We start from the raw sequence: 22746 nt of genomic DNA, 5'->3' as shown, positions 1-22746 counted from the left end.
GCGGGGACGTGTCCCCGAAGCGGTGCCGAGGGGAGCAAGCCACAGCAACAGCACCAGAAAAGGTGGAAAGCTGAAAAATCACGCGTCGGGTGGAGTTTGGTAGGCTGTTATCAGTTCGAAGAAGTCAGACCCGGGGAAAGGAAGGCCCTCATCTTCCATGTTTATTAACCAATAGCTTATGCGCAGGGAAGGATATATTATCGAGGAAATCATCGAATACTCCAATATGTCGGAGGCATTCGATTCGGTACTTCGCGGAACCGATCGTAAGAGGTCAAGGCAGGGACGATTCCTGCTTGCCCATAGGGAGAAGATTATCACCGAACTGACGGCTTCCATTGCGGACGGCTCATTCCGGCTGGGCGGCTACCATGAGAGGGAAATTGAAGAATACGGTAAAAAACGTATTTTGCAGATCCTGTCCATGAAAGACCGCATCGCTGTGTTTGCCATCATGAATGTGGTGGACCGCCACCTGCAAAAACGTTATATCCGGACAACCGGTGCAAGCATCAAAAGGCGCGGTACTCATGACCTGATGAACTGCATACGTACCGATTTGCAAAAAAATCCGGAAGGCACGCTTTACGCATACAAATTTGACATCCGGAGGTTTTATGACAATGCGCGGCAGGACTTTGTTATGTGGTGCTTCCGGAGGGTGTTCAAGGACAAAAGGCTGTTGGTCTTGTTGGAGCGGTTTGTTAAGCTGCTGCCGGAAGGTATCAGTTTCGGACTGCGCAGTTCACAAGGGGCAGGAAATCTGCTTCTGTCTGTATTTTTAGACCACTATCTGAAGGATAAGTACGGGGTTCGTTATTACTATCGCTATTGCGATGACGGACTGGTACTCGGTAAAACGAAAGCGGAATTGTGGAAGATTCGTGATGCTGTTCACGGGCAAATGGGAAAAATAGACTTGGAAATAAAGCCGAATGAACGGGTGTTCCCTGTGGAAGAAGGCATTGATTTCCTTGGCTATGTTATCCGTCCCGACTATGTAAGATTGCGGAAACGCATCAAACAGAAGTTTGCCCGGAAAATGCACGAGGTAAAATCGAGAAAAAGACGGCGGGAACTGATTGCCAGTTTCTACGGCATGACGAAGCACGCCGACTGTAATAAGTTGTTTAAAAAATTAACAGGCAAAGAAATGAGAAGTTTTAAAGACTTGAATGTCGCTTACAAGCCGGAAGACGGTAAAAAGCGATTCCCCGGAGTGGTGGTAAGCATCCGGGAACTGGTAAACTTACCCATTGTAGTGAAGGACTTTGAGACCGGTATCAAAACCGAGCAGGGAGAAGACCGCTGTATTGTGGCCATCGAAGTGAACGGCGAGGCAAAGAAGTTCTTCACCAACAGCGAGGAAATGAAGAATATTCTCGCACAAGTAAAGGAAATGCCGGATGGTTTCCCGTTTGAAACGACCATCAAGACAGAGACATTCGGCAAAGGTAGAACCAAATACGTGTTTACATGAGAAGAGTTGAAGGAAGTTCCGGGGTTTCGCTGATGGAATGCACGAACCCGGTTAAAGACAAATGGCGCATCCGATGGGATGTGCAGGAAAAAGAGAACGGCTCTGCCTCCTACATGGAAGAGGAGTTCGGGCATAAGCCTACTGATGAGGAAATCCACACATTGGTTATGTCCTGGTATAACAGCCAGACTGATGCGGCTATCCTATCCGGATTCGCCTATAATGGTGCCCATGTATGGCTTTCTGTGGAGAACCAGTACAACTATAAGGCAGCATACGATTTGGCCGTTCAGACGGGCGGAGAAACCCTGCCAGTGACGTTTAAGTTTGGTTCGGATGAACAACCGGAATACCATACTTTTACTCAGTTAGAAGAACTGAAAGATTTCTATACAAAAGCAGTAGGATTCATTCAGACAGTTCTGGCTGAAGGCTGGGAAAAAAAGGACAAGTTCAATTTGGAATTATATCGGATTGAGTGATTGACAATCCCTTCGGGGGAGGGATAAAAAAAGCCCCCGGCCTGTTAATATAGACGCCAATCATTTATTAACACAAAACGCCACGAGAGTGCGCGACCGGGGGCAATGCCCTCTGCCGCACTCTCGTGGCGTTTTTACGCATTAAATAAATGATTGGCATTGCAAAAGTACAAAAATGATTGGATATGACATTGTTTGAAGCACTTAAATTTAACAGAGAACCGCTTGAAATGCTTATAAGTTTGGGCGGCAAGCAGGATGACCTTCGATTCATAGACTTATATACGGAGTATGAGGTCATGAAAAAACAAGGTGAAAAGACCACTTATGCAGTGGCGTTTTTGGCAAATAAATATTCGGTAAGCGAACGTAAGGTGTATGATGTTATCAAACGGTTTGGAAAGCACTGCACGCTCGGTGCAGTGTGATTGATGTGCCGGGGATGCCTTGTGTTGTCCGGTAGAGCTACCTTTGTACAACCAAAAATAAAGCTCATGAATAAGTATTACCAGACATTAGACAAGATACTCCAAACGGGCAAAATCCAGACCAATAGGAAAGGGCGTATCAAGTATCTATTAAACGAAAGGCTCATGCTAACCCCCGCTGATTTACTTGACATATTTGAAAGCCACGGGATAGCCAGGAAAAAGCTGAAAGAGGAATTGAAACTGTTTATGCAAGGAGTCCGGGATGTGGAAAAATACAAAGAGGCAGGGATTACCTGGTGGGATTATTGCGGCCATACCCTTGTAAACAGCTATCCAACTTACTTTGAAAAGCTTCCACCCCTCATAACCAGGATTAACCGGGAAAAGCGCAACAGCAAGAATTATGTCCTGTTTCTTGGAGAAACCGGGGTGGAAAGCAACCAGGCACCCTGCCTGAGTCTTGTGCAGTTCCAAATTGATGAGGGAGAATTGGTGCTATCTGCATATCAGCGTAGTTCTGATGCGAACCTTGGGCTTCCGGCTGATATTTATCATCTTTATCTGATGGCAAGGCAGGTGGAGCTTCCCCTGAAGTCCATAACCCTTGACCTTGGAAATGTGCATATATATGAAAATAACATTGACCGGACTCTGGAACTGTTATCCGGAGTTGAAAACATTAAATTTGACTTGAACGTATGAAGAATATGAATTTATCTGCACCACTGCCATTTGTAGGCCAAAAAAGAATGTTTGCTAAAGAGTTTATTAAAGTTTTGGAACAGTTCCCTGAAGATACCGTGTTTGTGGACTTGTTTGGCGGTTCCGGACTTCTTTCGCATATAGCCAAAAGAAGCAAGCCCGATGCTACTGTTGTCTACAATGACTTCGACAACTACCGGTTCAGACTGAAAAATATCCCACAGACAAATAAACTGCTTGCCGATATTAGGGAGCTGGTGGGTAATTCGATACCCAAACATAAACCAATTAAAGGGGAACTTAGAGAACGCATTTTTAAACGTATCGAGGAAGAAGAACTAAATGTTGGGTACGTGGATTTTATAACCTTATCATCCTCACTTATGTTCTCCATGAAGTATAAATTGTCTGTAGCCGAAATGCGCAAGGAAGTCCTTTATAACAACATTCGCAAGACCGGTTATCCGGAGTCTTCTGACTACTTAAAAGGGCTTGAAATTGTATCATGCGACTACAAAGCAGTATTCAACCAATATAAGGATGTTCCCGGAGTCGTCTTTTTAATTGATCCGCCTTATCTTTCCACTGATGTTGGTACGTACAATATGTATTGGCGCTTGTCTGATTATTTGGATGTTTTAAAGATACTCGAAAAGCATTCCTTCGTTTATTTCACATCCAATAAATCCTCCATACTTGAACTGTGTGAATGGATTGGAGCAAACAAAACCATTGGCAATCCTTTTGAGGGTTGTACAAAAAAGGAATTCAATGCCCACATGAATTATTCTGCCGAATATACAGACATGATGCTGTATAAGAAACAGGAAAAATTAGTTCATAAAACAGCTGCTTAGCACTGAACAAAGATACAATTTTTCAAGTAGAAGGCCAAACTTTTGAGCCTTATTTTAATGCCGTTATAAAGCCATTTTTTATGAAATTATAAAGCCGAAACAGAGGTCATTACAAAACTTTTGTTTCGGCTTTTTGAGTGTTGCGCGCTTTCCTTTTTTGAACGCTTCGTTTTGTCCTTTTCCCTGAAAATCGAACGCTTCGTTTCGGATTCTGCGGAAATTTGGATTTGCGGATTATACATTAGCGATCTTCTTTCACGTAGGAACACAAGTAATAGCCATTGACACTATCATTAATTATGCCAATTCTATGGGTATGGATTTACTGGAAGCAAAAGCATTTCCCTCATATACTCTGGCATGTACAATGATCGGCTACATATTGGGAATCATCGTAATCCCCAAATATATCTCACAAAAGAACGCACTGATTGTGTGTACAGTACTAGGATTATTCCTCTCATTTGGAGTTGTATTGGCTGACTTTAATGTAACTCTTTTCGGCCATCAAGCCAATGCCTCCATCTTTTTTCTCAATGCACTAGGCTTTCCCAATGCACTAATTTATGCAGGTATCTGGCCATTATCCATTCATGGATTAGGAAAGTTTACGAAAACAGGTTCCTCACTGCTAATCATGGGACTTTGTGGAAATGCGATCCTACCGTTAGTTTACGGTCATTTTGCTGAAATATACGATTTGCGTATCGGCTACTGGGTATTAATCCCTTGCTTCCTTTATCTTGTATTCTTTGCTGTTAAAGGGCACAAGATCACTTCATGGAGATAAAAAACAAATGATGAATAAACCTCAAACAACATAAAATGAAGAGACTAATCATTATAAATGGACAACTCATCTTTCCGGACCATATTGATACCGGTAAAGCATTGATATGCAACAACGGAAAGATTGAACAAATCGTCACCAATGAAATGCTTGAAATAAACCCGGACGACCAAATAATAGATGCGAAACAGCAGTATGTATCTCCCGGTTTTATTGATATGCATGTTCATGGTGGTGGCGGGCACGACTTTATGGACGGAACAGTGGAAGCATTTCTAGGAATCGCAGAAGTCCATGCGAAGTACGGAACAACAGCTATGGTACCTACAACGCTAACCTGTACTGATGAAGAGTTAATGAATACTTTTACCACTTACAAAAAAGCGAAATGCCTCAACAATAAAGGTGCTAAATTCATAGGGTTACATCTTGAAGGTCCTTATTTCTCACCCTCCCAGTGTGGAGCGCAAGACCCTAATTATCTTAAAAAGCCATATCCAAAGGAATATAACCATTTTATCAATGTCTCACAGGATATTGTGCGCTGGAGCGTTGCTCCAGAACTGGAAGGAGCTATCGAAATGGGTAAAGAGTTGCAAAGGCAGCATATCCTCGCTTCCATTGCACATACCGATGCAATCTATGAAGAAGTGGAAAAAGCATACAAAGCCGGGTATACCCATGTTACCCACTTATATTCGGCCATGTCATCCGTAACACGCAGAAATGCTTTTCGATATGCAGGAGTAGTAGAAGCGGCCTATTTGATTGACGACATAACAGTGGAAATCATTGCTGACGGTATACATCTCCCAAAACCGCTTCTTCAGTTTGTCTATAAATTCAAAGGACCCGATAAAACTGCACTTTGCACCGACGCAATGCGAGGAGCAGGAATGCCGGACGGAGAATCCATTCTGGGAAGTCTGACCAATGGTCAGAAAGTAATTATCGAAGACGGAGTTGCAAAAATGCCGGACCGTTCAGCTTTTGCAGGCAGTGTAGCCACTACCGACCGCTTAGTCAGAACTATGATACAAGTAGCCGATGTCCCTCTCACCGACGCTGTACGCATGATGACGCTTACCCCCGCCCGCATCTTACATATAGATTCATCTAAAGGTTCTCTTGAAATAGGCAAAGATGCTGACATCGTCATTTTCGACAATCAAATCCATGTTATTAACACAATATCAGAAGGCCATGTTATCTATAGTAAATGAATCAGAAACCAAAGTATTTCAACAAGAGCTGTTGACCGTTAAAATTTATCCCACTCTCCAACAGATGGGCAACGAAGCAGCAAAAGAAGTAGCTGACAGAATCTGCAAACTCTTGGAAGAAAAGGCTGAAATCAATATGATCTTTGCCGCCGCTCCCTCACAAAACGAATTCTTAAATCATCTAATTCACGATAAGCGAATTGACTGGACCAGAATTAATGCCTTCCATATGGATGAATACATCGGTATTCATCCGGACGCGCCACAAAGTTTCGGTCATTTCCTCCGCATCCGTATTTTCGATAAAGTTCCTTTCAAAAAAGTGAACTACCTGAATGGACGTGCAGAGAGCCTTGAAGAAGAATGCAAACGATATGCCAATCTACTTACTAAGTATCCGGTAGACATTGTCTGTCTGGGTATCGGAGAAAACGGGCACATTGCTTTCAATGATCCGGATGTGGCTGATTTCAATGATCCCAAACTGGTGAAGATCGTAAAACTTGATCCGGTATGCCGCCAGCAGCAAGTCAACGAGAAATGCTTCGAGAGACTGGATTTAGTACCCAAAGAAGCATTGACACTAACAATTCCCGCCTTGCTAAAAGCAGAATGGATGTTTTGTATTGTACCTTTCAAAAATAAGGCCCATGCAGTATATCGAGCTATTTACGGTGAAATTTCAGAAAAATGTCCGGCTAGTATATTGCGAAGAAAAGAAAAATCTTCGTTATATTTGGACGCAGAAAGTGCAGAACAGATAAATCTATAACCAATCATGAAAAACAGAATCGCTTTTTTCTTTATATTACTGATGATCAGCACCAGTATATACGCACAAAAAATAATGAGAATAGGAATCATCGGTTTGGACACTTCCCATTCTACCGCTTTTACAGAATTGATCAATGGCGGTTCCGATGAAACTTTTTCTAAAGGGTTCCGGATAGTAGCCGCTTATCCGTATGGTTCTAAAACAATTCAATCCAGCTACGAACGTATTCCCGGATATATTGAAAAAGTAAAAGCACAAGGAGTAGAAATCGTTTCTTCCATAGCAGAGTTATTGGATAAAGTAGATTGTGTACTTCTGGAAACAAATGACGGACGACTTCATTTGGAGCAGGCAATGGAGGTATTCAAAGCCGGTAAGATTTGCTACATAGACAAACCTATCGGAGCTACATTAGGAGATGCTATTGCTATCTACGAGATGGCGGAAAGATACAACATACCGATCTTTTCATCCTCTGCCTTGCGGTTTACTCCCCAAAATCAGAAACTGCGGAATGGGGAATTAGGCAAAATTTTAGGAGCAGACTGCTATTCTCCACATAAAGTGGAACCTACCCATCCGGATTTCGGTTTTTATGGGATTCACGGAGTTGAGACTCTGTACACTGTTATGGGTACAGGATGTGAGTCTGTCAACCGTATGTCTTCTGACAGAGGGGATATTGTAGTGGGGCGCTGGAAAGACGGAAGAATCGGCACATTCCGAGGAATCACCAAAGGACCGCAGATTTATGGAGGTACAGCCTTTACACCCAAAGGCGCAGTAACCGTCGGAGGATATCAGGGATATAAAGTACTCCTCAAACAAATCCTAACATTCTTCCAAACAGGAGTTGCACCTATTTCAAAAGAAGAAACAATTGAAATATTCACTTTTATGAAAGCTTCTAATATGAGTAAAGAGCAAAATGGAAGAATCGTCACATTGGAAGAAGCTTATCAAAAAGGTAGAAAAGATGCACAGAAATTAATTAAGGCTTATAAGTAAGAATAAAGGATGAAACGCATATACAACAATATCGGTTTTTTAATACTTTCATTGGCGATTGCCTCATGCTCCTTATCTAAAAGACAGGCTGACAATGAAGCAGACACGAACGAATCTCGTAAAATAGAGCTGATCGTTTTAGATCCGGGACATTTCCATGCCAGTTTACTCCAAAAAGACACGCTGACAGATGTCAACGATACAATCCACATATATGCTCCCGAAGGGACAGGACTCAACCAATATATGGAAAGTATCAACTCTTATAACCAGCGTGCAGAGGCCCCCACCTCATGGGTAAGCCAAGTATATACAGGAGATGATTATCTCTCCCGGATGCTCACCGAACAGAGAGGAGATGTTGTTGTTTTAGCAGGAAACAATCAAAAAAAGACACAATATATAATAGAATCCATCAAGGCTGGATACAACGTTCTTTCGGATAAGCCTTTAGCTATCACCCAACAAGATTTCGACTTACTGGTTGAAGCTTATCAGTTGGCGAAAGAAAAAGACCTTCTTTTATATGATTTGATGACAGAGCGATATGATATTCTCAACATCATAGAAAAAGAATTATTACAAAAGAAGGAACTGTTCGGCGAACTACAGCAAGGTTCACCGGAGAATCCTTCTATCACTATGGAAAGTGTTCACCATTTTTTCAAAAACGTATCCGGCAAACCATTGATCAGGCCTGCCTGGTATTACGATACAGCGCAACAAGGTGAAGGTATTGCTGATGTAACCACTCATCTTATTGATCTGGTGCAATGGCAGTGTTTTCCGGACAAAACGATCCATTATCTGTCGGATGTGAAAGTAACCAAAGCTACACACTGGCCCACTCCAATCACATTGCCAGAGTTCTGCCAATCAACTCAAATGGATTCTTTTCCTCCTTATCTTCATAAATACGTAAAGAATAACGTATTGGAAGTACTGGCAAATGGAACATTAAATTTTACGATTAAAGGAATCCATATAGGAATGAAAGTCATTTGGAACTATACTCCTCCAACTAATGGTGGAGACACCTTCACCTCTATCAAAAAAGGTAGCAAAGCCACATTAAAAATAGTCCAGAATAAAGAGAACGGATTTATAAAAGAGCTCTACATCCAAAAAGCCCAAAATACCGAAAATGCCACATTCAAGACTCAGCTGGAGAAAACCATTAAAGAATTGCAAGATACTTATCCGTTCTTATCTATAAAAGAAAGAAATAACGGACTTTATCTGATTGATATTCCACAAGCATGCAGATCAGGACATGAAGCTCATTTCAGCAAAGTTGCCAAAACATTCTTGCATTATCTTCAATACAAGGATATGCCGGAATGGGAGAATGAAAACACAATCTCTAAATACTATATTACTACCACTGCAGTAGAAATGGCTAAGTCAAGAGATAAATAAATGAATCAATAGAATGTCAGCAACAAGATACCAATATTATGATAATGAATCCATGTTTCATGGATTCATTCCTCATATCATGGGGACACGATTTGATATCTTGATCATTCATCCTGATGTTACTTTATTACACCGGATATGGGTAACTATCACAAATGAACTGGAATACCTGGATAGAATATTAAATCGCTTTGACCCGAAAAGTGAAGTTAGCAAAATCAACGCCTTACATTCTCAGAACCCCATTCCTATCAGCGCTGAATTAGGTAATATTCTTCAACTCTGCCAGTACTACTATGAACACACGTTCCATCTCTTCGACATTACGTTGAAGGATTTCTCGGAAATACAATTCTGCAACCGACACATTTCTTTGCCTGCCTCCGAACTCACACTCGATTTCGGAGGATTCGCGAAAGGTTATGCACTACAAAAAATCAGGAATATCCTCCAACAAGAAAATTTGCAGAATGCTTTTATAGATTTTGGCAACAGTTCGATACTAGGCATGGGACATCATCCTTACGGCAATTGTTGGAAAGTAAGTTTTCTGAACCCATACAATCAAAGCATTTTAAAAGAATTCAACCTGAAAGACTGCGCATTATCAACTTCAGGCAACACGTTACAATACAATCGGCACATCATCAATCCACTTACCGGGATATATAACGGTGAACGGAAAGCGAGTACCATATTATCCCCCGATCCTTTGAAAGCGGAAATACTCAGTACAGTCTGGATGATTGCCGACCACAGGCAACGGGAGCATATTGCAAAGAACTTTAAAGATATACAAGCAACTCTATACGATTTATAATATGAAAGATAAAAACAAAAAGGGAGTAGATCTAGGCCTCAGACAATTCATAAAGAATCTGGGATACGTAGCCGGAGGGACCGCTTTGTTAGCAACGACTCCATGGCTTACCTCTTGCACTCCGGAAAAACTAAAAGAGATCAAACATGAGAAAGCACGGGTAGCCCTAATCGGTACCGGCTCCAGAGGGCAATATCATATTCATAACCTAAAAGAGATACCTCATGCGCAAATCGTCGCTTTATGTGACAATTATGCTCCAAACCTTCAACAGGCGTTGAAACTTTGTCCCACTGCCAAGCCATATACGGATTATCGTAAACTATTAGAATCCAAAGACATTGACGGAGTCATTATCTCCACTCCATTGAATTGGCACGCTCCTATGGTACTAGACGCACTAGCCGCCGGGAAACACGTCTTTTGTGAAAAAGCAATGGCACGCACATTAGATGAATGCAAAGAAATCTACGACACTTACATACATACCAACCAGGCACTTTATTTTTGCATGCAACGTATGTATGATGAAAAATACATCAAGGGAATGCAAATGATTCATTCCGGCCTTATCGGAGATGTGGTAGGCCTGCGCTGCCACTGGTTCCGTAATGCGGATTGGCGTCGTCCGGTTCCCTCTCCCGAACTGGAACGGAAGATCAATTGGAGACTATACAAGGAAAGCTCCGGAGGATTAATGACCGAACTAGCCTGCCATCAATTGGAAGTTTGTAATTGGGCAGCCGGAAGGATTCCAGAATCCATTATGGGTATGGGGGATATCGTATATTGGAAAGACGGACGGGAAGTATATGACAGCGTCAATGTAACCTACAGATACTCCGACGGAATCAAAATAGCATACGAATCACTAATAGCCAACAAATTCAACGGTATGGAGGACCAGATACTCGGAAGTAAGGGGACAATGGAAATGGCAAAAGGTATTTATTATCTGGAGGAGGATCATTCAACATCGGGTATCCGACAGTTGATCGGGCAGGTAAAAGATAAAGTTTTTGCAGCCATACCAACCGCAGGACCGAGTTGGAGACCGGAAACAAAAATGGAATATACACCACATTTTATCATCGACGGAGATATTCATGTAAACAGTGGGCTAAGTATGATCGGAGCAGATAAAGACGGTTCGGATATTATCCTGTCTTCTTTTTGCCAATCCTGCATAACCGGAGAAAAAGCACAAAATGTAGTGGAAGAAGCATATTGCTCAACTGTTCTATGCTTGCTTGGCAATCAAGCCATGGATGAGCAACGCAGCATTCTCTTCCCCGACGAATATAAAATACCTTATATGAAATTCTAAATCATGAAAGATATTATCATCACATCAAAAAAACTGAAACGAGAAAGAAATATCTATCTTTTAAGTTTCATACTGGCATTTATCATCAATATCATTGCCGTCATTGTCTACACCCGGCCATGGATTGAATTAATATCCCAAATCGGATATGTGATTGTCATCAGCTTTCTCATTTACTTCCTACTATGGATTCCTCGAGGAATTTACAATGCTTTTTTCTACCTTTTCCGAAGGAGAAAATAAAAGAATTACGTTTTTTGAAGGAAAAATGACGGAAAAGCCCATTCATATATCCCAATAACCACCTAATTTTGAGAAAAAATAAATACTATGACTACAAGAAGAGATTTCATCAAAAAAACAGTGGCAGGCACAGCTGCCCTTTCTTTAGGAAGTATTCTTCCGGGATTCGGTTCCAACAGGTATCAAGATATTCTGGGAGCTAACGAAAAAATACGTATCGGAGTTATTGGTGTAAATTCCAGAGGCAATGCTCTCGCTCAAGGATTTGCCAAACAACCCGATTGTGAAGTTACATACATTTGCGATGTTGACTCCCGAGCACTTGAAAAATGCCAGGCCGCTATCCGCAAACTGACCGGCCGAACTCCCAAAGGAGAAAAAGATATACGCAAGATGTTGGAATCCAATGAATTTGAAGCGGTAGTAATTGCCACTCCGGACCATTGGCATGCCAAAGCCGCCATCATGGCAATGCAAGCAGGCAAACATGTCTACCTGGAAAAACCTACCAGCCATAATCCGGCAGAAAATGAAATGTTGGTACGGGCAACATTAAAGTATAATCGGGTTGTTCAAGTAGGCAACCAACGCAGATCGTTCCCGAATGTAATCAAAGCGATGGAAGAAATCAAATCGGGCACTATCGGCAAAGTGAGATATGCCAAATCATGGTATGTCAACAACCGCCCATCTATCGGAACCGGCAAAGTAATTCCCGTACCGGATTATCTGGACTGGGATTTGTGGCAGGGCCCCGCTCCTCGTGTACCCGATTTCAAAGACAACTTTATTCATTACAACTGGCATTGGTTCTGGAACTGGGGAACCGGAGAAGCTTTAAACAACGGAACGCACTTTGTAGATATGCTACGCTGGGGATTGGGAGTAGACTACCCCACAAAAGTAGACTCTATCGGTGGACGTTACCGCTATCAGGATGATTGGCAAACACCGGATACCCAACTCATCACTTTCCAATTTGGCGACGAAGCGTCTTTCTCATGGGAGGGACGTAGTTGCAACACAATGCCGGTAGACGGATATGGAGTAGGAACAGCATTCTATGGAGATACGGGAACCATCTTTATCGGTGGCGGCAACGAATATAAAATAACAGATATCAAAGGTAAGACAATCAAAGAAGTAAAGAGTGATTTAAAGTTTGAAACCGGCAACCTGCTAAATCCTTCGGAGAAATTAGATTCTTTTCATTTCCGGAACTGGTTTGACGCTATCCGCAAAGGTACTAAGTTAAACTCCGGAATTGTAGATGCCTGTATCAGTACCCAGCTAGTACAATTGGGTAATATTGCTCAGCGCGTCGGCCATTCATTACAAATCGATCCGGGAAGCGGCCGTATTCTCAACGACCTTGAAGCCAATAAGCTTTGGGGAAGAGAGTATGAGAAAGGTTGGGAAATACGTGTTTAAACCATATCTACATTTCCCGTTTTCATTAGGTCTATAATTTCACATAAAGGTATATCTAGTCCAAGATATGCCTTTATTCTTTTCTTTCATAAGCTGATTTATACCCTTTTAACATTCGGAATATCCCCCTTTCTTTTCCGAAATCTCTTTTATTTTTGTATTTTTGCCTGCGTATGCGTTAAAATAATAGTATATACAAATTTATGAGTGACGAAATCAACGAGATACCGGAAGGACATTCAGATTACAAACCGGCGGACGCACGGGACGAAAGCGTAAAACATCAGCTCACAGGCATGTACCAGAATTGGTTTCTGGACTATGCTTCGTACGTTATTCTGGAACGTGCCGTGCCTCATATCAACGATGGTTTGAAGCCGGTACAACGCCGTATCCTACATTCCATGAAGCGTCTGGACGACGGACGATATAACAAAGTAGCTAACATTGTGGGACACACCATGCAGTTCCACCCTCACGGTGATGCTTCTATCGGAGATGCCCTGGTACAGTTGGGACAGAAAGACCTGTTGATTGATTGTCAAGGTAACTGGGGTAATATCCTTACCGGAGACGGCGCCGCTGCTCCCCGTTATATAGAAGCACGCTTATCCAAGTTTGCGCTGGATGTTGTCTTCAATCCTAAAACAACTGAATGGAAACTTTCTTATGACGGACGAAACAAAGAACCGGTCACTCTTCCCGTGAAATTCCCGTTATTGTTGGCACAAGGCGTGGAAGGTATCGCCGTGGGACTTTCTTCCAAAATTCTACCGCATAACTTCAACGAACTTTGCGACGCCTCCATCAGCTACCTGCGTGGAGAGGAATTCCAGTTGTATCCTGATTTCCAGACAGGAGGTTCTATCGACGTAGCCAAATACAACGACGGAGAACGCGGCGGAGCGGTGAAAGTACGTGCCAAGATCACTAAGATTGATAATAAAACACTTGCTATCACAGAAATTCCATACGGAAAGACGACTTCAACAGTAATCGACTCTATCTTGAAAGCTGTTGATAAAGGAAAGATCAAAATCCGTAAGGTAGACGACAACACGGCTGCCAACGTAGAGATACTGGTACATCTTGCGCCCGGCACTTCTTCGGACAAGACTATCGATGCACTGTATGCATTCACTGATTGCGAAGTAAGCATTTCCCCCAACTGTTGTGTCATTGATGACAGCAAGCCACATTTCCTAACCATCAGTAAAGTACTGAAAAAGTCGGCAGACAACACGTTGGATTTACTGAAGCAGGAACTGGAAATTAAGAAAAGTGAAATACTGGAAGCATTGCATTTCGCCTCCCTCGAAAAGATATTTATCGAAGAACGCATCTATAAAGATAGAGAGTTCGAGCAGTCCAAAGACATGGATGCAGCCTGCGAACATATCGACAAGCGTCTGACACCTTATTATCCGCAGTTTATCCGTGAAGTGACCAAAGAGGATATCCTCAAGCTGATGGAAATCAAAATGGGACGTATCCTGAAATTCAATTCAGACAAGGCGGATGAACTGATCGCCAAGATGAAAGAGGAAATTGCCGAGATTGATAACCATCTGGCTCACATCGTAGATTATACCGTCAACTGGTATCAAATGCTGAAGAACAAATACGGCAAGAATTTCCCGCGCCGCACGGAACTCCGGAACTTTGACACCATCGAAGCTGCCAAAGTAGTGGAAGCGAACGAAAAACTTTATATCAACCGTGAAGAAGGATTCATCGGAACAAGTTTGAAGAAAGATGAGTTCGTGGCATGCTGTTCGGATATTGACGACGTTATCATCTTCTTCCGCGACGGTAAATATATTGTTACTCCCGTCGCCGATAAGAAGTTTGTCGGTAAAAACGTACTCTATGTCAATGTATTCAAGAAGAACGACAAGCGCACAATTTACAACGTGGCATACCGTGACGGAAAAGAAGGGACAACGTATGTCAAACGCTTCGCTGTAACCTCCGTTGTCCGCGACCGTGAATACGATGTCACTCAAGGAACTCCGGACTCACGTATCACTTATTTCAGTGCCAATCCGAACGGGGAGGCCGAAATCATCAAAGTGACACTGAAACCGAACCCGCGTGTCCGCCGTATTATCTTTGAACAGGACTTTAGCGAAGTAGGTATCAAAGGAAGACAGGCACGAGGCATTATCCTCACCCGGCTCCCGGTACATAAGATCGCCTTGAAACAGAAAGGCGGTTCTACTCTCGGAGGACGTAAAGTCTGGTTTGATCGGGATATACTCCGCCTCAACTACGACGGAAGAGGAGAATATCTCGGAGAATTCCAAAGTGAGGACACCATATTGGTTGTCTTGAACAACGGTGATTTTTATACCAGCAACTTCGACCTGAGCAACCATTACGAAGATAATGTAAGTATTGTCGAGAAGTTCGATCCCAACAAGGTATGGACTGCCGCACTATATGATGCAGACCAACAGAATTATCCATATTTGAAACGTTTCTGCTTTGAAGGTTCCAACCGCAAGCAGAACTATCTGGGAGAGAATAAGAACAATCGCCTTATTCTGCTGACGGACGAGTACTATCCGCGCCTGGAAGTTATATTCGGAGGACACGATAGCTTCCGTGATCCGCTGGAGATTGAAGCCGAAGAATTTATCGCAGTCAAAGGTTTCAAAGCGAAAGGCAAACGTATCACCACCTACGCAGTGGAAACTATTAACGAGCTGGAGCCTACCCGCTTCCCCGAGCCTGTACAAGAGAGTCAGGAGGAGCCGGAAGAAGAACCGGAGAATCTGGATCCGGACAGCGACAAGAGCGAAGGCGATATTATTGATGAAATCACGGGGCAGATGAAGTTATTCTGATGAAGAAACAAACACTATATCTAGGGCTGGCAGGATGCATCCTGTTCGCCCTTTGCACAAGATTACAAGCGCAGACAACAGACAGTCTGCAAATCCACCGTTATGTAACACGTGCAACGATGTACGGTGTCGGATTTACGAACGTGTTCGATACTTATCTTTCGCCTCAGGAATACAAAGGAATCGACTTCCGTGTTTCCCGCGAAACAATCCGTATGACTAAACTTTTCGACGGGAATGTGTCTGTACAGAATTTCTTCCAAGCGGATATCGGCTATACACATAACCGTGTCGACAATAACAATACATTTTCCGGATTGGTGAACTGGAACTACGGGCTCCATTACCAGTTCCGCCTGACAGAGAACTTCAAGCTGTTGGCAGGAGGATTGATAGACGCCAACGGAGGTTTTGTCTATAATCTTCGGAACACAAACAACCCGGCTTCGGCACGGGCATATATCAATCTGGATGCATCGGGAATGGCTATCTGGCACTTGAAAATCAAACGTTACCCGATGGTATTGCGCTATCAAGTGAATTTGCCGGTAATGGGAGTCATGTTTTCCCCTCATTACGGACAATCTTATTATGAGATATTCTCGCTGGGAAATGCAGGAGGAGTCATCAAGTTTACTTCTTTACATAACCAACCTTCACTCCGGCAAATGCTCTCCGTCGATTTCCCGATAGGATATACTAAAATGCGTTTCAGTTATCTGGCTGATTTGCAGCAATCCAATGTAAACAATATCAAGACACACACCTACTCGCATGTGTTTATGGTAGGATTTGTGAAGGAATTATACCGTATCCGAAACAAAAAAGGAGCTAGTGTTTTACCGTCATCGGTAAGAGCTTATTAAGTTGAGAGTTGAAAATTGAGAGTTGAGAGTTAATACAAGATTAAGAATGAGAAATAATATTAGACAAATACTTTGGCTGCTCTGTTGTCTTCCGGTAGTGACCGGATGTATCAGGGAAGAGGAATACGCCAATGATCCTGTAGGAAACTTCGAGCAACTATGGAAGATTATTGATGAACGGTATTGTTTTCTGGAAGAGAAAGGCATTGATTGGGACGCTGTTCACGACAAGTATGGAAAACTGGTGAAACCCGGAATTTCGGATGACGACCTGTTTGATATACTAAGTCAAATGCTATATGAGTTGAAAGACGGGCACGTCAACCTCTCCTCCTCCAGTCGTATTTCATATTACGATGCCTGGTATCAAGGATATCCTTGGAACTATAGAGAGGATATCTTATACAATTACTATTTGGGAAGTGCCAGTTCCGGTTATCGTACATCCGCCGGTTTGAAATATAAGATATTCGATAATAATATAGGTTATATCCGCTACGAAAGTTTTAGTGCCGGAGTTGGAGACGGTAATTTAGACCATGTACTCGATTATTTGAAGCTCTGCAACGGATTAATCATTGATGTACGCGACAACGGAGGAGGAAACCTGACTAATTCCACCCGTATTGCCGCCCGTTTCACCAACGAAAAGACATTGACCGGATATATCCGGCACAAAACCGGTCCGGGACATAATGACTTTTCTGAAATGGAGCCGATCTACCTGGAACCCTCTAATAGCATCCGTTGGCAGAAAAAAGTAGTTTTACTTACCAATCGCCGTTGCTACAGTGCCACGAACGATTTTGTGAATGCCATGCACAGCCTAAACAACGATAACGAAGAGCAAAGAATTTTTCAGGTAGGCGACCAAACCGGAGGCGGTTCCGGGCTACCTTTCTCTTCAGAATTACCCAATGGTTGGAGTGTTCGCTTCTCAGCCAGTCCTCACTTTAACAAGTATAAAAAGCCTCTGGAAAATGGAATAGAGCCAGATGTATACGTAAATATGGATAAGATTCTGGAAGAGGGAATAGAGCATGGAGATGCAGAATCACAAAAGAAGGATGCACTGATTGAAAGGGCATTTGAAATATTAAGTGAATAACTTTATTACCGAATTATTTGTCAAATCAGAAAATCTTCCTATCTTTGCACCGCTAAACAAAAGCGACGCATGCGGATGTGGCGTAATTGGTAGCCGCGCCAGACTTAGGATCTGGTGCCGTGAGGCGTGTAGGTTCGAGTCCTATCATCCGCACACTAAAAGATAGAAGCCTTCAAGAATTCTTCTTGAGGGCTTTTTTGTTAAAAACAAGTATTCTTCCCTTTTTCATAATCTTTTTTGAATTTGGTTTGTTTCCTTTGTTACTTTCGCCGACAGGCGACAGAATAGATACTTCAACCTAAATAGTAACAAATGGAAAAATTTAATGCAATGAGGACTAGACTTTCACAACATCTTCAGACAAAAGCCATCAGGCTAAAGGGCTTCATTATGCTCACTTGCCTGTTACTAGGTTCTATCTCTGCCTTTGCACAAACAAAGACGGTGACAGGAACGGTAACAGATGCCGCCAATGAGCCGTTGATCGGTGCATCGGTACTCGTACAAGGGACTTCTACCGGAACCATTACGGATATGGACGGTAAATATTCAATCTCCGTCACTCCGGAGGATGTATTGGTATTTTCATACGTGGGAATGACCACACAGAGTATCAAAGTAGGAGCACAAAGCATAATTAACGTCACCCTAAAAGAAGACTCGCAAGTACTAGCCGAAACAGTCGTTATCGGATACGGTAGTGCAAAGAAAAGAGATCTGACAGGTTCCATCACCAACGTCAAAGGAGAAGAAATAGCCAATAAACCGGCTATGAACCCACTTTCTTCCTTACAGGGAAAAGTGGCAGGTGTGCAGATTGTAAACTCAGGACGAGCCGGGGCCGATCCGGAAATCCGTATCCGTGGTACCAACTCCATCAATGGATATAAACCGCTGTACATTGTCGACGGTTTATTCAATGATAATATCAACTTCCTTAATCCGGAAGATATCGAGTCGATGGAGATTCTGAAAGACCCGTCGTCTCTAGCCATCTTTGGTGTTCGCGGCGCAAACGGTGTTATCATCATCACCACCAAGAAAGCAAAAGAAGGACAGACCTTGGTCAATATAAATACCTCTTTCGGTTTCAAGAAAGTGGTAGACAAAGTAAAATTAGTCAATGGCGCGCAATTCAAAGAACTGTATAGCGAACAGCTTGCCAACCAGAAGGATGACCCGTTCGATTACACCGGCTGGGACGCCAACACCGATTGGCAGGATGAAATCTTCCAGACTGCCTTTATCACGAACAATAATATCAGTATCACAGGAGCTTCTCCCAAACATAGTTTCTATCTGGGTGTCGGCTACTCTTACGAACAAGGCAACATCGAGCATGAGAAATTCAGCAAGGTGACCATCAATGCCAGCAATGATTATAAAATCACCGACTTCCTGAAAGTAGGCTTCCAGTTCAACGGCGCACGCCTTCTCCCTGCCGATTCGAAACAAGTGTTAGGCGCCCTCCGCTCCACCCCTATCGCTCCTGTATATAACGACGAGTATGGATTATACAGCGCTTTGCCCGATTTTCAGAAAGCACAGATCAACAACCCTATGGTAGATGTCGATTTAAAAGCGAACACCACGAAAGCTGAAAACTATCGTGCGTCGGGTAATGTCTATGGCGAAGTGGACTTCTTGAAGCATTTTACCTTCAAAGCGACATTCTCTATGGACTACGCTTCCAACAACGGACGTACCTATACTCCTATCATAAAAGTATACGACTCCACCGTCAAAGGAGATGTTTCCACTTTGGGAACAGGTAAAACAGAAGTCAGCCAGTTCAAGGAAAACGAGACGAAAGTGCAGAGTGACTATGTGCTGACCTATACCAACAGTTTCGACAACGGCAATCATAACCTGACAGCCACTGCCGGCTTTACCACTTATTATAACTCACTAAGCCGCCTGGACGGAGCGCGCAAACAAGGAGTAGGCCTTGTGATTCCGGACGATCCGGATAAATGGTTCGTCAGTATCGGAGATGCCGCTACGGCAACCAATGGAAGTACCCAATGGGAACGCAGTACCGTGTCTATGCTTGCACGTGTCATCTACAACTATAAAGGAAAATATCTGTTCAACGGGTCATTCCGTCGGGACGGTTCTTCCGCATTCTCTTATACAGGCAATGAGTGGCAGAATTTCTTCTCGCTAGGCGGCGGTTGGCTGATGACCGAAGAAGAATTCATGAAGGACATCAAGTGGCTGGATATGTTGAAGATTAAGGCCTCTTACGGAACATTGGGAAATCAGAATCTGGACAAGGCCTATCCTGCCGAACCGCTATTGACCAATGCCTATTCGGCTGTATTCGGTAAGCCGTCCATCATTTATCCGGGATATCAACTTGCCTATTTGCCTAATCCTACCCTCCGCTGGGAAAAAGTAGAGGCATGGGAAGCCGGATTTGAAACGAATATGCTTCGCAACCGCTTGCATTTCGAAGGTGTGTATTATATGAAGAACACTAAAGATTTGCTTGCTGAAGTTCCCGGAATCTCCGGAACAATGCCCGGTATCGGTAACTTGGGACAGATTCAGAATAAAGGTGTGGAAATGGCGATCACCTGGCGCGACCAGATCGGCGAATGGGGATATTCCGTCAGTGCCAACCTTACCACAATCAAGAATAAAGTAAAAAGCCTTGTTCAGGACGGTTATTCCATCATTGCCGGAGATAAACAGCAAAGTTACACAATGGCAGGTTATCCTATCGGATACTTCTATGGCTATAAGGTAGCGGGAGTCTATCAATCGGAAAACGATATCAAATCGTCCCCTGAGAATACACTTGCTACAGTTACTCCCGGTGACTTGAAATTCGCCGATGTCAATAACGACGGAAAGATCACTCCCGCAGACCGTACCATGATAGGTGATCCGACACCGAATGTCACTTACGGTTTCTCGCTCGGCGTGGACTACAAGAACTGGTCTTTTGGTATCGATATGATGGGACAAGGCGGAAACCAGATCTTCCGTACATGGGACAACTATAACTTTGCCCAGTTCAACTATCTGGCACAACGCATGGACCGCTGGCACGGAGAAGGAACATCCAACAGCCAACCGTTATTGAACTCCAAACATTCCATCAATACGTTGAATTCCGAATACTACATCGAAGACGGCAAGTTCTTCCGTATCCGTAACGTACAGTTAGCATATTCTTTCGACAAGAGCCTGCTCGCAAAGATACGTCTGCAAGCCCTGAAAGTCTATGTCAACATTCAGAACCTAAAGACATGGAAACATAACACCGGCTATACTCCCGAACTGGGTGGTACCGCTACCGCATTCGGAGTGGACAACGGCAGTTATCCCGTACCGGCAGTCTACACCTTCGGAATCAACTTAACCTTTTAAAACGATAATTGTATGAAACTGGATAAATATATATTTTCAACCTTTATTGCCGCTACCACACTGCTTCTGAGCAGTTGCAGCGACTTTCTGGACCGTAGTCCGCAAGGACAGTTCACAGAAGATGACAATCCGAACGCACTAGTGAACGGTAAGATCTATAATGTATACACCATGATGCGTAGTTTCGACGTAACCTCCGGTACACCCGCCTTCGCCATCCATAGTTTCCGCTCCGAAGATGCGGAGAAAGGAAGTCTTGCCAGCGACGGTTCCGATGTGGCCGAAATGTACGACGACTTCATCTACACTCCTTCCAATGGTCAGTTAGGTGCTTATTGGGGCAAAAATTACGCCATCATCTATCAATGCAATGACATTCTCGACGCTATCGCCGAAAAGGAAACAACGGGACAGACGGAAAGTGAAGACATCATCAATAAAGGAGAAGCCTCCTTCTTCCGTGCTTATTGTTACTTCAATCTAGTAAGAGCCTTCGGTGAAGTGCCTTTGGTGACTTATAAAATCAACGACGCTTCGGAGGCCAATATTCCGAAAACGACCGCTGATAAGATATACGAGCAAATAGACCGCGACCTGAAAACAGCGGAAGAGTCATTGCCTGAAACATGGAGTTCCGATTATACAGGACGGCTGACTTGGGGAGCCGCACGTTCTTTACACGCGCGTACCTATATGATGCGTAACGATTGGGACAATATGTACACCGCCTCCACCGACGTAATCAAGAAAGGCCTTTATAACCTGAACACCCCGTACAATAAGATATTCACAGACGAAGGTGAAAACAACAGCGGTTCCATATTCGAACTACAATGTACCGCTACTGCCGCCCTGCCGCAAAGCGATATTATCGGTAGCCAGTTCTGCGAAGTACAAGGTGTCCGTGGAGCCGATCAGTGGGATTTAGGCTGGGGATGGAACATGGCAACCGAACACATGGCGGAGGCATACGAACCGGGCGATCCGCGTAAGAATGCCACTCTGCTTTATTTCCGCCATTCGGACAGCGACCCTATCACTCCGGAGAATACGAACGAGCCTTACGGCGAATCTCCTGTTTCTCCGGCGATAGGCGCCTACTTCAACAAGAAAGCATACACCGATCCGGCTTTGCGTAAAGAATATACCAATAAGGGCTTTTGGGTAAACATTCGTCTGATCCGTTATGCGGATGTATTATTGATGGGAGCCGAATCAGCCAACGAAAAAGGAATTCCGGGAGAAGCTATCGACTACCTGGAGCAAGTTCGTGCACGTGCCAGGGGTTCTAATGCCAATATACTGCCCAAAGTGACAACTACCGATCAAGGAGAGTTGCGCGAGGCCATCCGTCACGAACGCCGCGTGGAACTAGGAATGGAATTCGACCGTTTCTACGACCTTGTCCGTTGGGGGATTGCCAAAGATGTGTTGCATGCGGCAGGAAAATTAAATTACCAGGACAAGAACGCCTTGCTTCCACTTCCGCAGACGGAAATTGATAAGTCAAAAGGAGTATTGGTACAAAATCCGGATTATCTATAAATAAATATAATA

At 43.4% G+C, this 22746-nt stretch carries 17 protein-coding genes, 1 tRNA gene and 1 pseudogene; all 19 read left to right on the top strand.

The features are described 5' to 3' along the window. Window positions 1-178: 178 nt before the first annotated feature. The 19 genes and pseudogenes from GD630_RS17850 to GD630_RS17760 all read left to right on the top strand — a co-directional run bounded on the left by GD630_RS17850 (window position 179) and on the right by GD630_RS17760 (window position 22734). Window positions 179-1480 (top strand): reverse transcriptase domain-containing protein, encoded by a 1302-nt coding sequence (locus GD630_RS17850; RefSeq protein ID WP_007562471.1) that lies wholly within the window; start codon window positions 179-181, stop codon window positions 1478-1480. Then, entirely contained in the window at window positions 1477-1962 is a 486-nt protein-coding gene (locus GD630_RS17845; protein WP_007562469.1) for a DUF4376 domain-containing protein, read from the top strand. The genes GD630_RS17850 and GD630_RS17845 overlap by 4 nt, the downstream gene beginning before the upstream one ends. A 185-nt stretch (window positions 1963-2147) precedes the next feature. Then, entirely contained in the window at window positions 2148-2390 is a 243-nt protein-coding gene (locus GD630_RS17840) for a hypothetical protein (protein WP_007562467.1), read from the top strand. A 66-nt stretch (window positions 2391-2456) separates the two neighbouring features. Continuing rightward, window positions 2457-3095 (top strand): thymidylate synthase, encoded by a 639-nt coding sequence (locus GD630_RS17835; RefSeq protein ID WP_007562465.1) that lies wholly within the window; start codon window positions 2457-2459, stop codon window positions 3093-3095. Further along, entirely contained in the window at window positions 3092-3952 is an 861-nt protein-coding gene (locus GD630_RS17830) for a DNA adenine methylase (RefSeq protein ID WP_007562461.1), read from the top strand. Before GD630_RS17835 ends, GD630_RS17830 begins: the two co-directional genes overlap by 4 nt. A 241-nt stretch (window positions 3953-4193) precedes the next feature. Next, window positions 4194-4742 (top strand): annotated as a pseudogene (locus GD630_RS17825) (glucose/galactose MFS transporter); the annotation flags it as partial. A gap of 35 nt (window positions 4743-4777) precedes the next feature. Continuing rightward, window positions 4778-5965 (top strand): N-acetylglucosamine-6-phosphate deacetylase, encoded by a 1188-nt coding sequence (nagA, locus tag GD630_RS17820; protein WP_143865091.1) that lies wholly within the window; start codon window positions 4778-4780, stop codon window positions 5963-5965. After that, window positions 5946-6737 (top strand): glucosamine-6-phosphate deaminase, encoded by a 792-nt coding sequence (locus GD630_RS17815; RefSeq protein WP_029425922.1) that lies wholly within the window; start codon window positions 5946-5948, stop codon window positions 6735-6737. Before nagA ends, GD630_RS17815 begins: the two co-directional genes overlap by 20 nt. A 6-nt stretch (window positions 6738-6743) precedes the next feature. Then, window positions 6744-7748, top strand: a complete 1005-nt coding sequence (locus GD630_RS17810) for a Gfo/Idh/MocA family protein (RefSeq protein WP_143865092.1) — start codon at window positions 6744-6746, stop codon at window positions 7746-7748. Between the two features lie 9 nt (window positions 7749-7757). Then, a complete protein-coding gene (locus tag GD630_RS17805) occupies window positions 7758-9167 on the top strand; it encodes a putative oxidoreductase C-terminal domain-containing protein (protein ID WP_143865093.1) in 1410 nt (469 codons plus the stop codon). A 52-nt stretch (window positions 9168-9219) separates the two neighbouring features. Continuing rightward, window positions 9220-9987 (top strand): FAD:protein FMN transferase, encoded by a 768-nt coding sequence (locus GD630_RS17800; protein ID WP_143865195.1) that lies wholly within the window; start codon window positions 9220-9222, stop codon window positions 9985-9987. Window position 9988: 1 nt separating this feature from the next. Then, window positions 9989-11314: a Gfo/Idh/MocA family protein gene (locus tag GD630_RS17795; protein WP_143865094.1), complete on the top strand. Its 1326-nt coding sequence runs from the start codon at window positions 9989-9991 to the stop codon at window positions 11312-11314. 330 nt (window positions 11315-11644) lie between these two features. Next, window positions 11645-12988, top strand: a complete 1344-nt coding sequence (locus GD630_RS17790) for a Gfo/Idh/MocA family oxidoreductase (protein ID WP_007763650.1) — start codon at window positions 11645-11647, stop codon at window positions 12986-12988. 203 nt (window positions 12989-13191) lie between these two features. After that, window positions 13192-15837 (top strand): DNA gyrase/topoisomerase IV subunit A, encoded by a 2646-nt coding sequence (locus GD630_RS17785; RefSeq protein WP_143865096.1) that lies wholly within the window; start codon window positions 13192-13194, stop codon window positions 15835-15837. Beyond that, window positions 15837-16703, top strand: a complete 867-nt coding sequence (locus tag GD630_RS17780) for a DUF3316 domain-containing protein (RefSeq protein ID WP_007763645.1) — start codon at window positions 15837-15839, stop codon at window positions 16701-16703. Before GD630_RS17785 ends, GD630_RS17780 begins: the two co-directional genes overlap by 1 nt. Before the next feature lie 46 nt (window positions 16704-16749). After that, window positions 16750-17811: a S41 family peptidase gene (locus tag GD630_RS17775; RefSeq protein WP_143865097.1), complete on the top strand. Its 1062-nt coding sequence runs from the start codon at window positions 16750-16752 to the stop codon at window positions 17809-17811. 71 nt (window positions 17812-17882) lie between these two features. Beyond that, window positions 17883-17964 (top strand) — tRNA-Leu (locus tag GD630_RS17770). A 159-nt stretch (window positions 17965-18123) separates the two neighbouring features. Further along, window positions 18124-21189 (top strand): SusC/RagA family TonB-linked outer membrane protein, encoded by a 3066-nt coding sequence (locus GD630_RS17765; protein ID WP_143865098.1) that lies wholly within the window; start codon window positions 18124-18126, stop codon window positions 21187-21189. 12 nt (window positions 21190-21201) lie between these two features. Beyond that, window positions 21202-22734: a RagB/SusD family nutrient uptake outer membrane protein gene (locus GD630_RS17760; RefSeq protein WP_143865099.1), complete on the top strand. Its 1533-nt coding sequence runs from the start codon at window positions 21202-21204 to the stop codon at window positions 22732-22734. The last annotated feature ends 12 nt before the right edge of the window (window positions 22735-22746 follow it).

Source organism: Bacteroides zhangwenhongii (assembly GCF_009193325.2).
Classification (GTDB): domain Bacteria; phylum Bacteroidota; class Bacteroidia; order Bacteroidales; family Bacteroidaceae; genus Bacteroides; species Bacteroides zhangwenhongii.
The sequence above is the reverse complement of the archived record's forward strand: the minus strand, read 5'-3'. Positions and strand labels throughout refer to the sequence as shown.

Bases quoted from the DNA above. Each gene is read 5' to 3' on its own strand.
- GD630_RS17850 (WP_007562471.1), top strand. From the start codon at position 179: ATGCGCAGGGAAGGATATATTATCGAGGAAATCATCGAATACTCCAAT.
- GD630_RS17845 (WP_007562469.1), top strand. From the start codon at position 1,477: ATGAGAAGAGTTGAAGGAAGTTCCGGGGTTTCGCTGATGGAATGCACG.
- GD630_RS17840 (WP_007562467.1), top strand. From the start codon at position 2,148: ATGACATTGTTTGAAGCACTTAAATTTAACAGAGAACCGCTTGAAATG.
- GD630_RS17835 (WP_007562465.1), top strand. From the start codon at position 2,457: ATGAATAAGTATTACCAGACATTAGACAAGATACTCCAAACGGGCAAA.
- GD630_RS17830 (WP_007562461.1), top strand. From the start codon at position 3,092: ATGAAGAATATGAATTTATCTGCACCACTGCCATTTGTAGGCCAAAAA.
- nagA (WP_143865091.1), top strand. From the start codon at position 4,778: ATGAAGAGACTAATCATTATAAATGGACAACTCATCTTTCCGGACCAT.
- GD630_RS17815 (WP_029425922.1), top strand. From the start codon at position 5,946: ATGTTATCTATAGTAAATGAATCAGAAACCAAAGTATTTCAACAAGAG.
- GD630_RS17810 (WP_143865092.1), top strand. From the start codon at position 6,744: ATGAAAAACAGAATCGCTTTTTTCTTTATATTACTGATGATCAGCACC.
- GD630_RS17805 (WP_143865093.1), top strand. From the start codon at position 7,758: ATGAAACGCATATACAACAATATCGGTTTTTTAATACTTTCATTGGCG.
- GD630_RS17800 (WP_143865195.1), top strand. From the start codon at position 9,220: ATGTTTCATGGATTCATTCCTCATATCATGGGGACACGATTTGATATC.
- GD630_RS17795 (WP_143865094.1), top strand. From the start codon at position 9,989: ATGAAAGATAAAAACAAAAAGGGAGTAGATCTAGGCCTCAGACAATTC.
- GD630_RS17790 (WP_007763650.1), top strand. From the start codon at position 11,645: ATGACTACAAGAAGAGATTTCATCAAAAAAACAGTGGCAGGCACAGCT.
- GD630_RS17785 (WP_143865096.1), top strand. From the start codon at position 13,192: ATGAGTGACGAAATCAACGAGATACCGGAAGGACATTCAGATTACAAA.
- GD630_RS17780 (WP_007763645.1), top strand. From the start codon at position 15,837: ATGAAGAAACAAACACTATATCTAGGGCTGGCAGGATGCATCCTGTTC.
- GD630_RS17775 (WP_143865097.1), top strand. From the start codon at position 16,750: ATGAGAAATAATATTAGACAAATACTTTGGCTGCTCTGTTGTCTTCCG.
- GD630_RS17765 (WP_143865098.1), top strand. From the start codon at position 18,124: ATGGAAAAATTTAATGCAATGAGGACTAGACTTTCACAACATCTTCAG.
- GD630_RS17760 (WP_143865099.1), top strand. From the start codon at position 21,202: ATGAAACTGGATAAATATATATTTTCAACCTTTATTGCCGCTACCACA.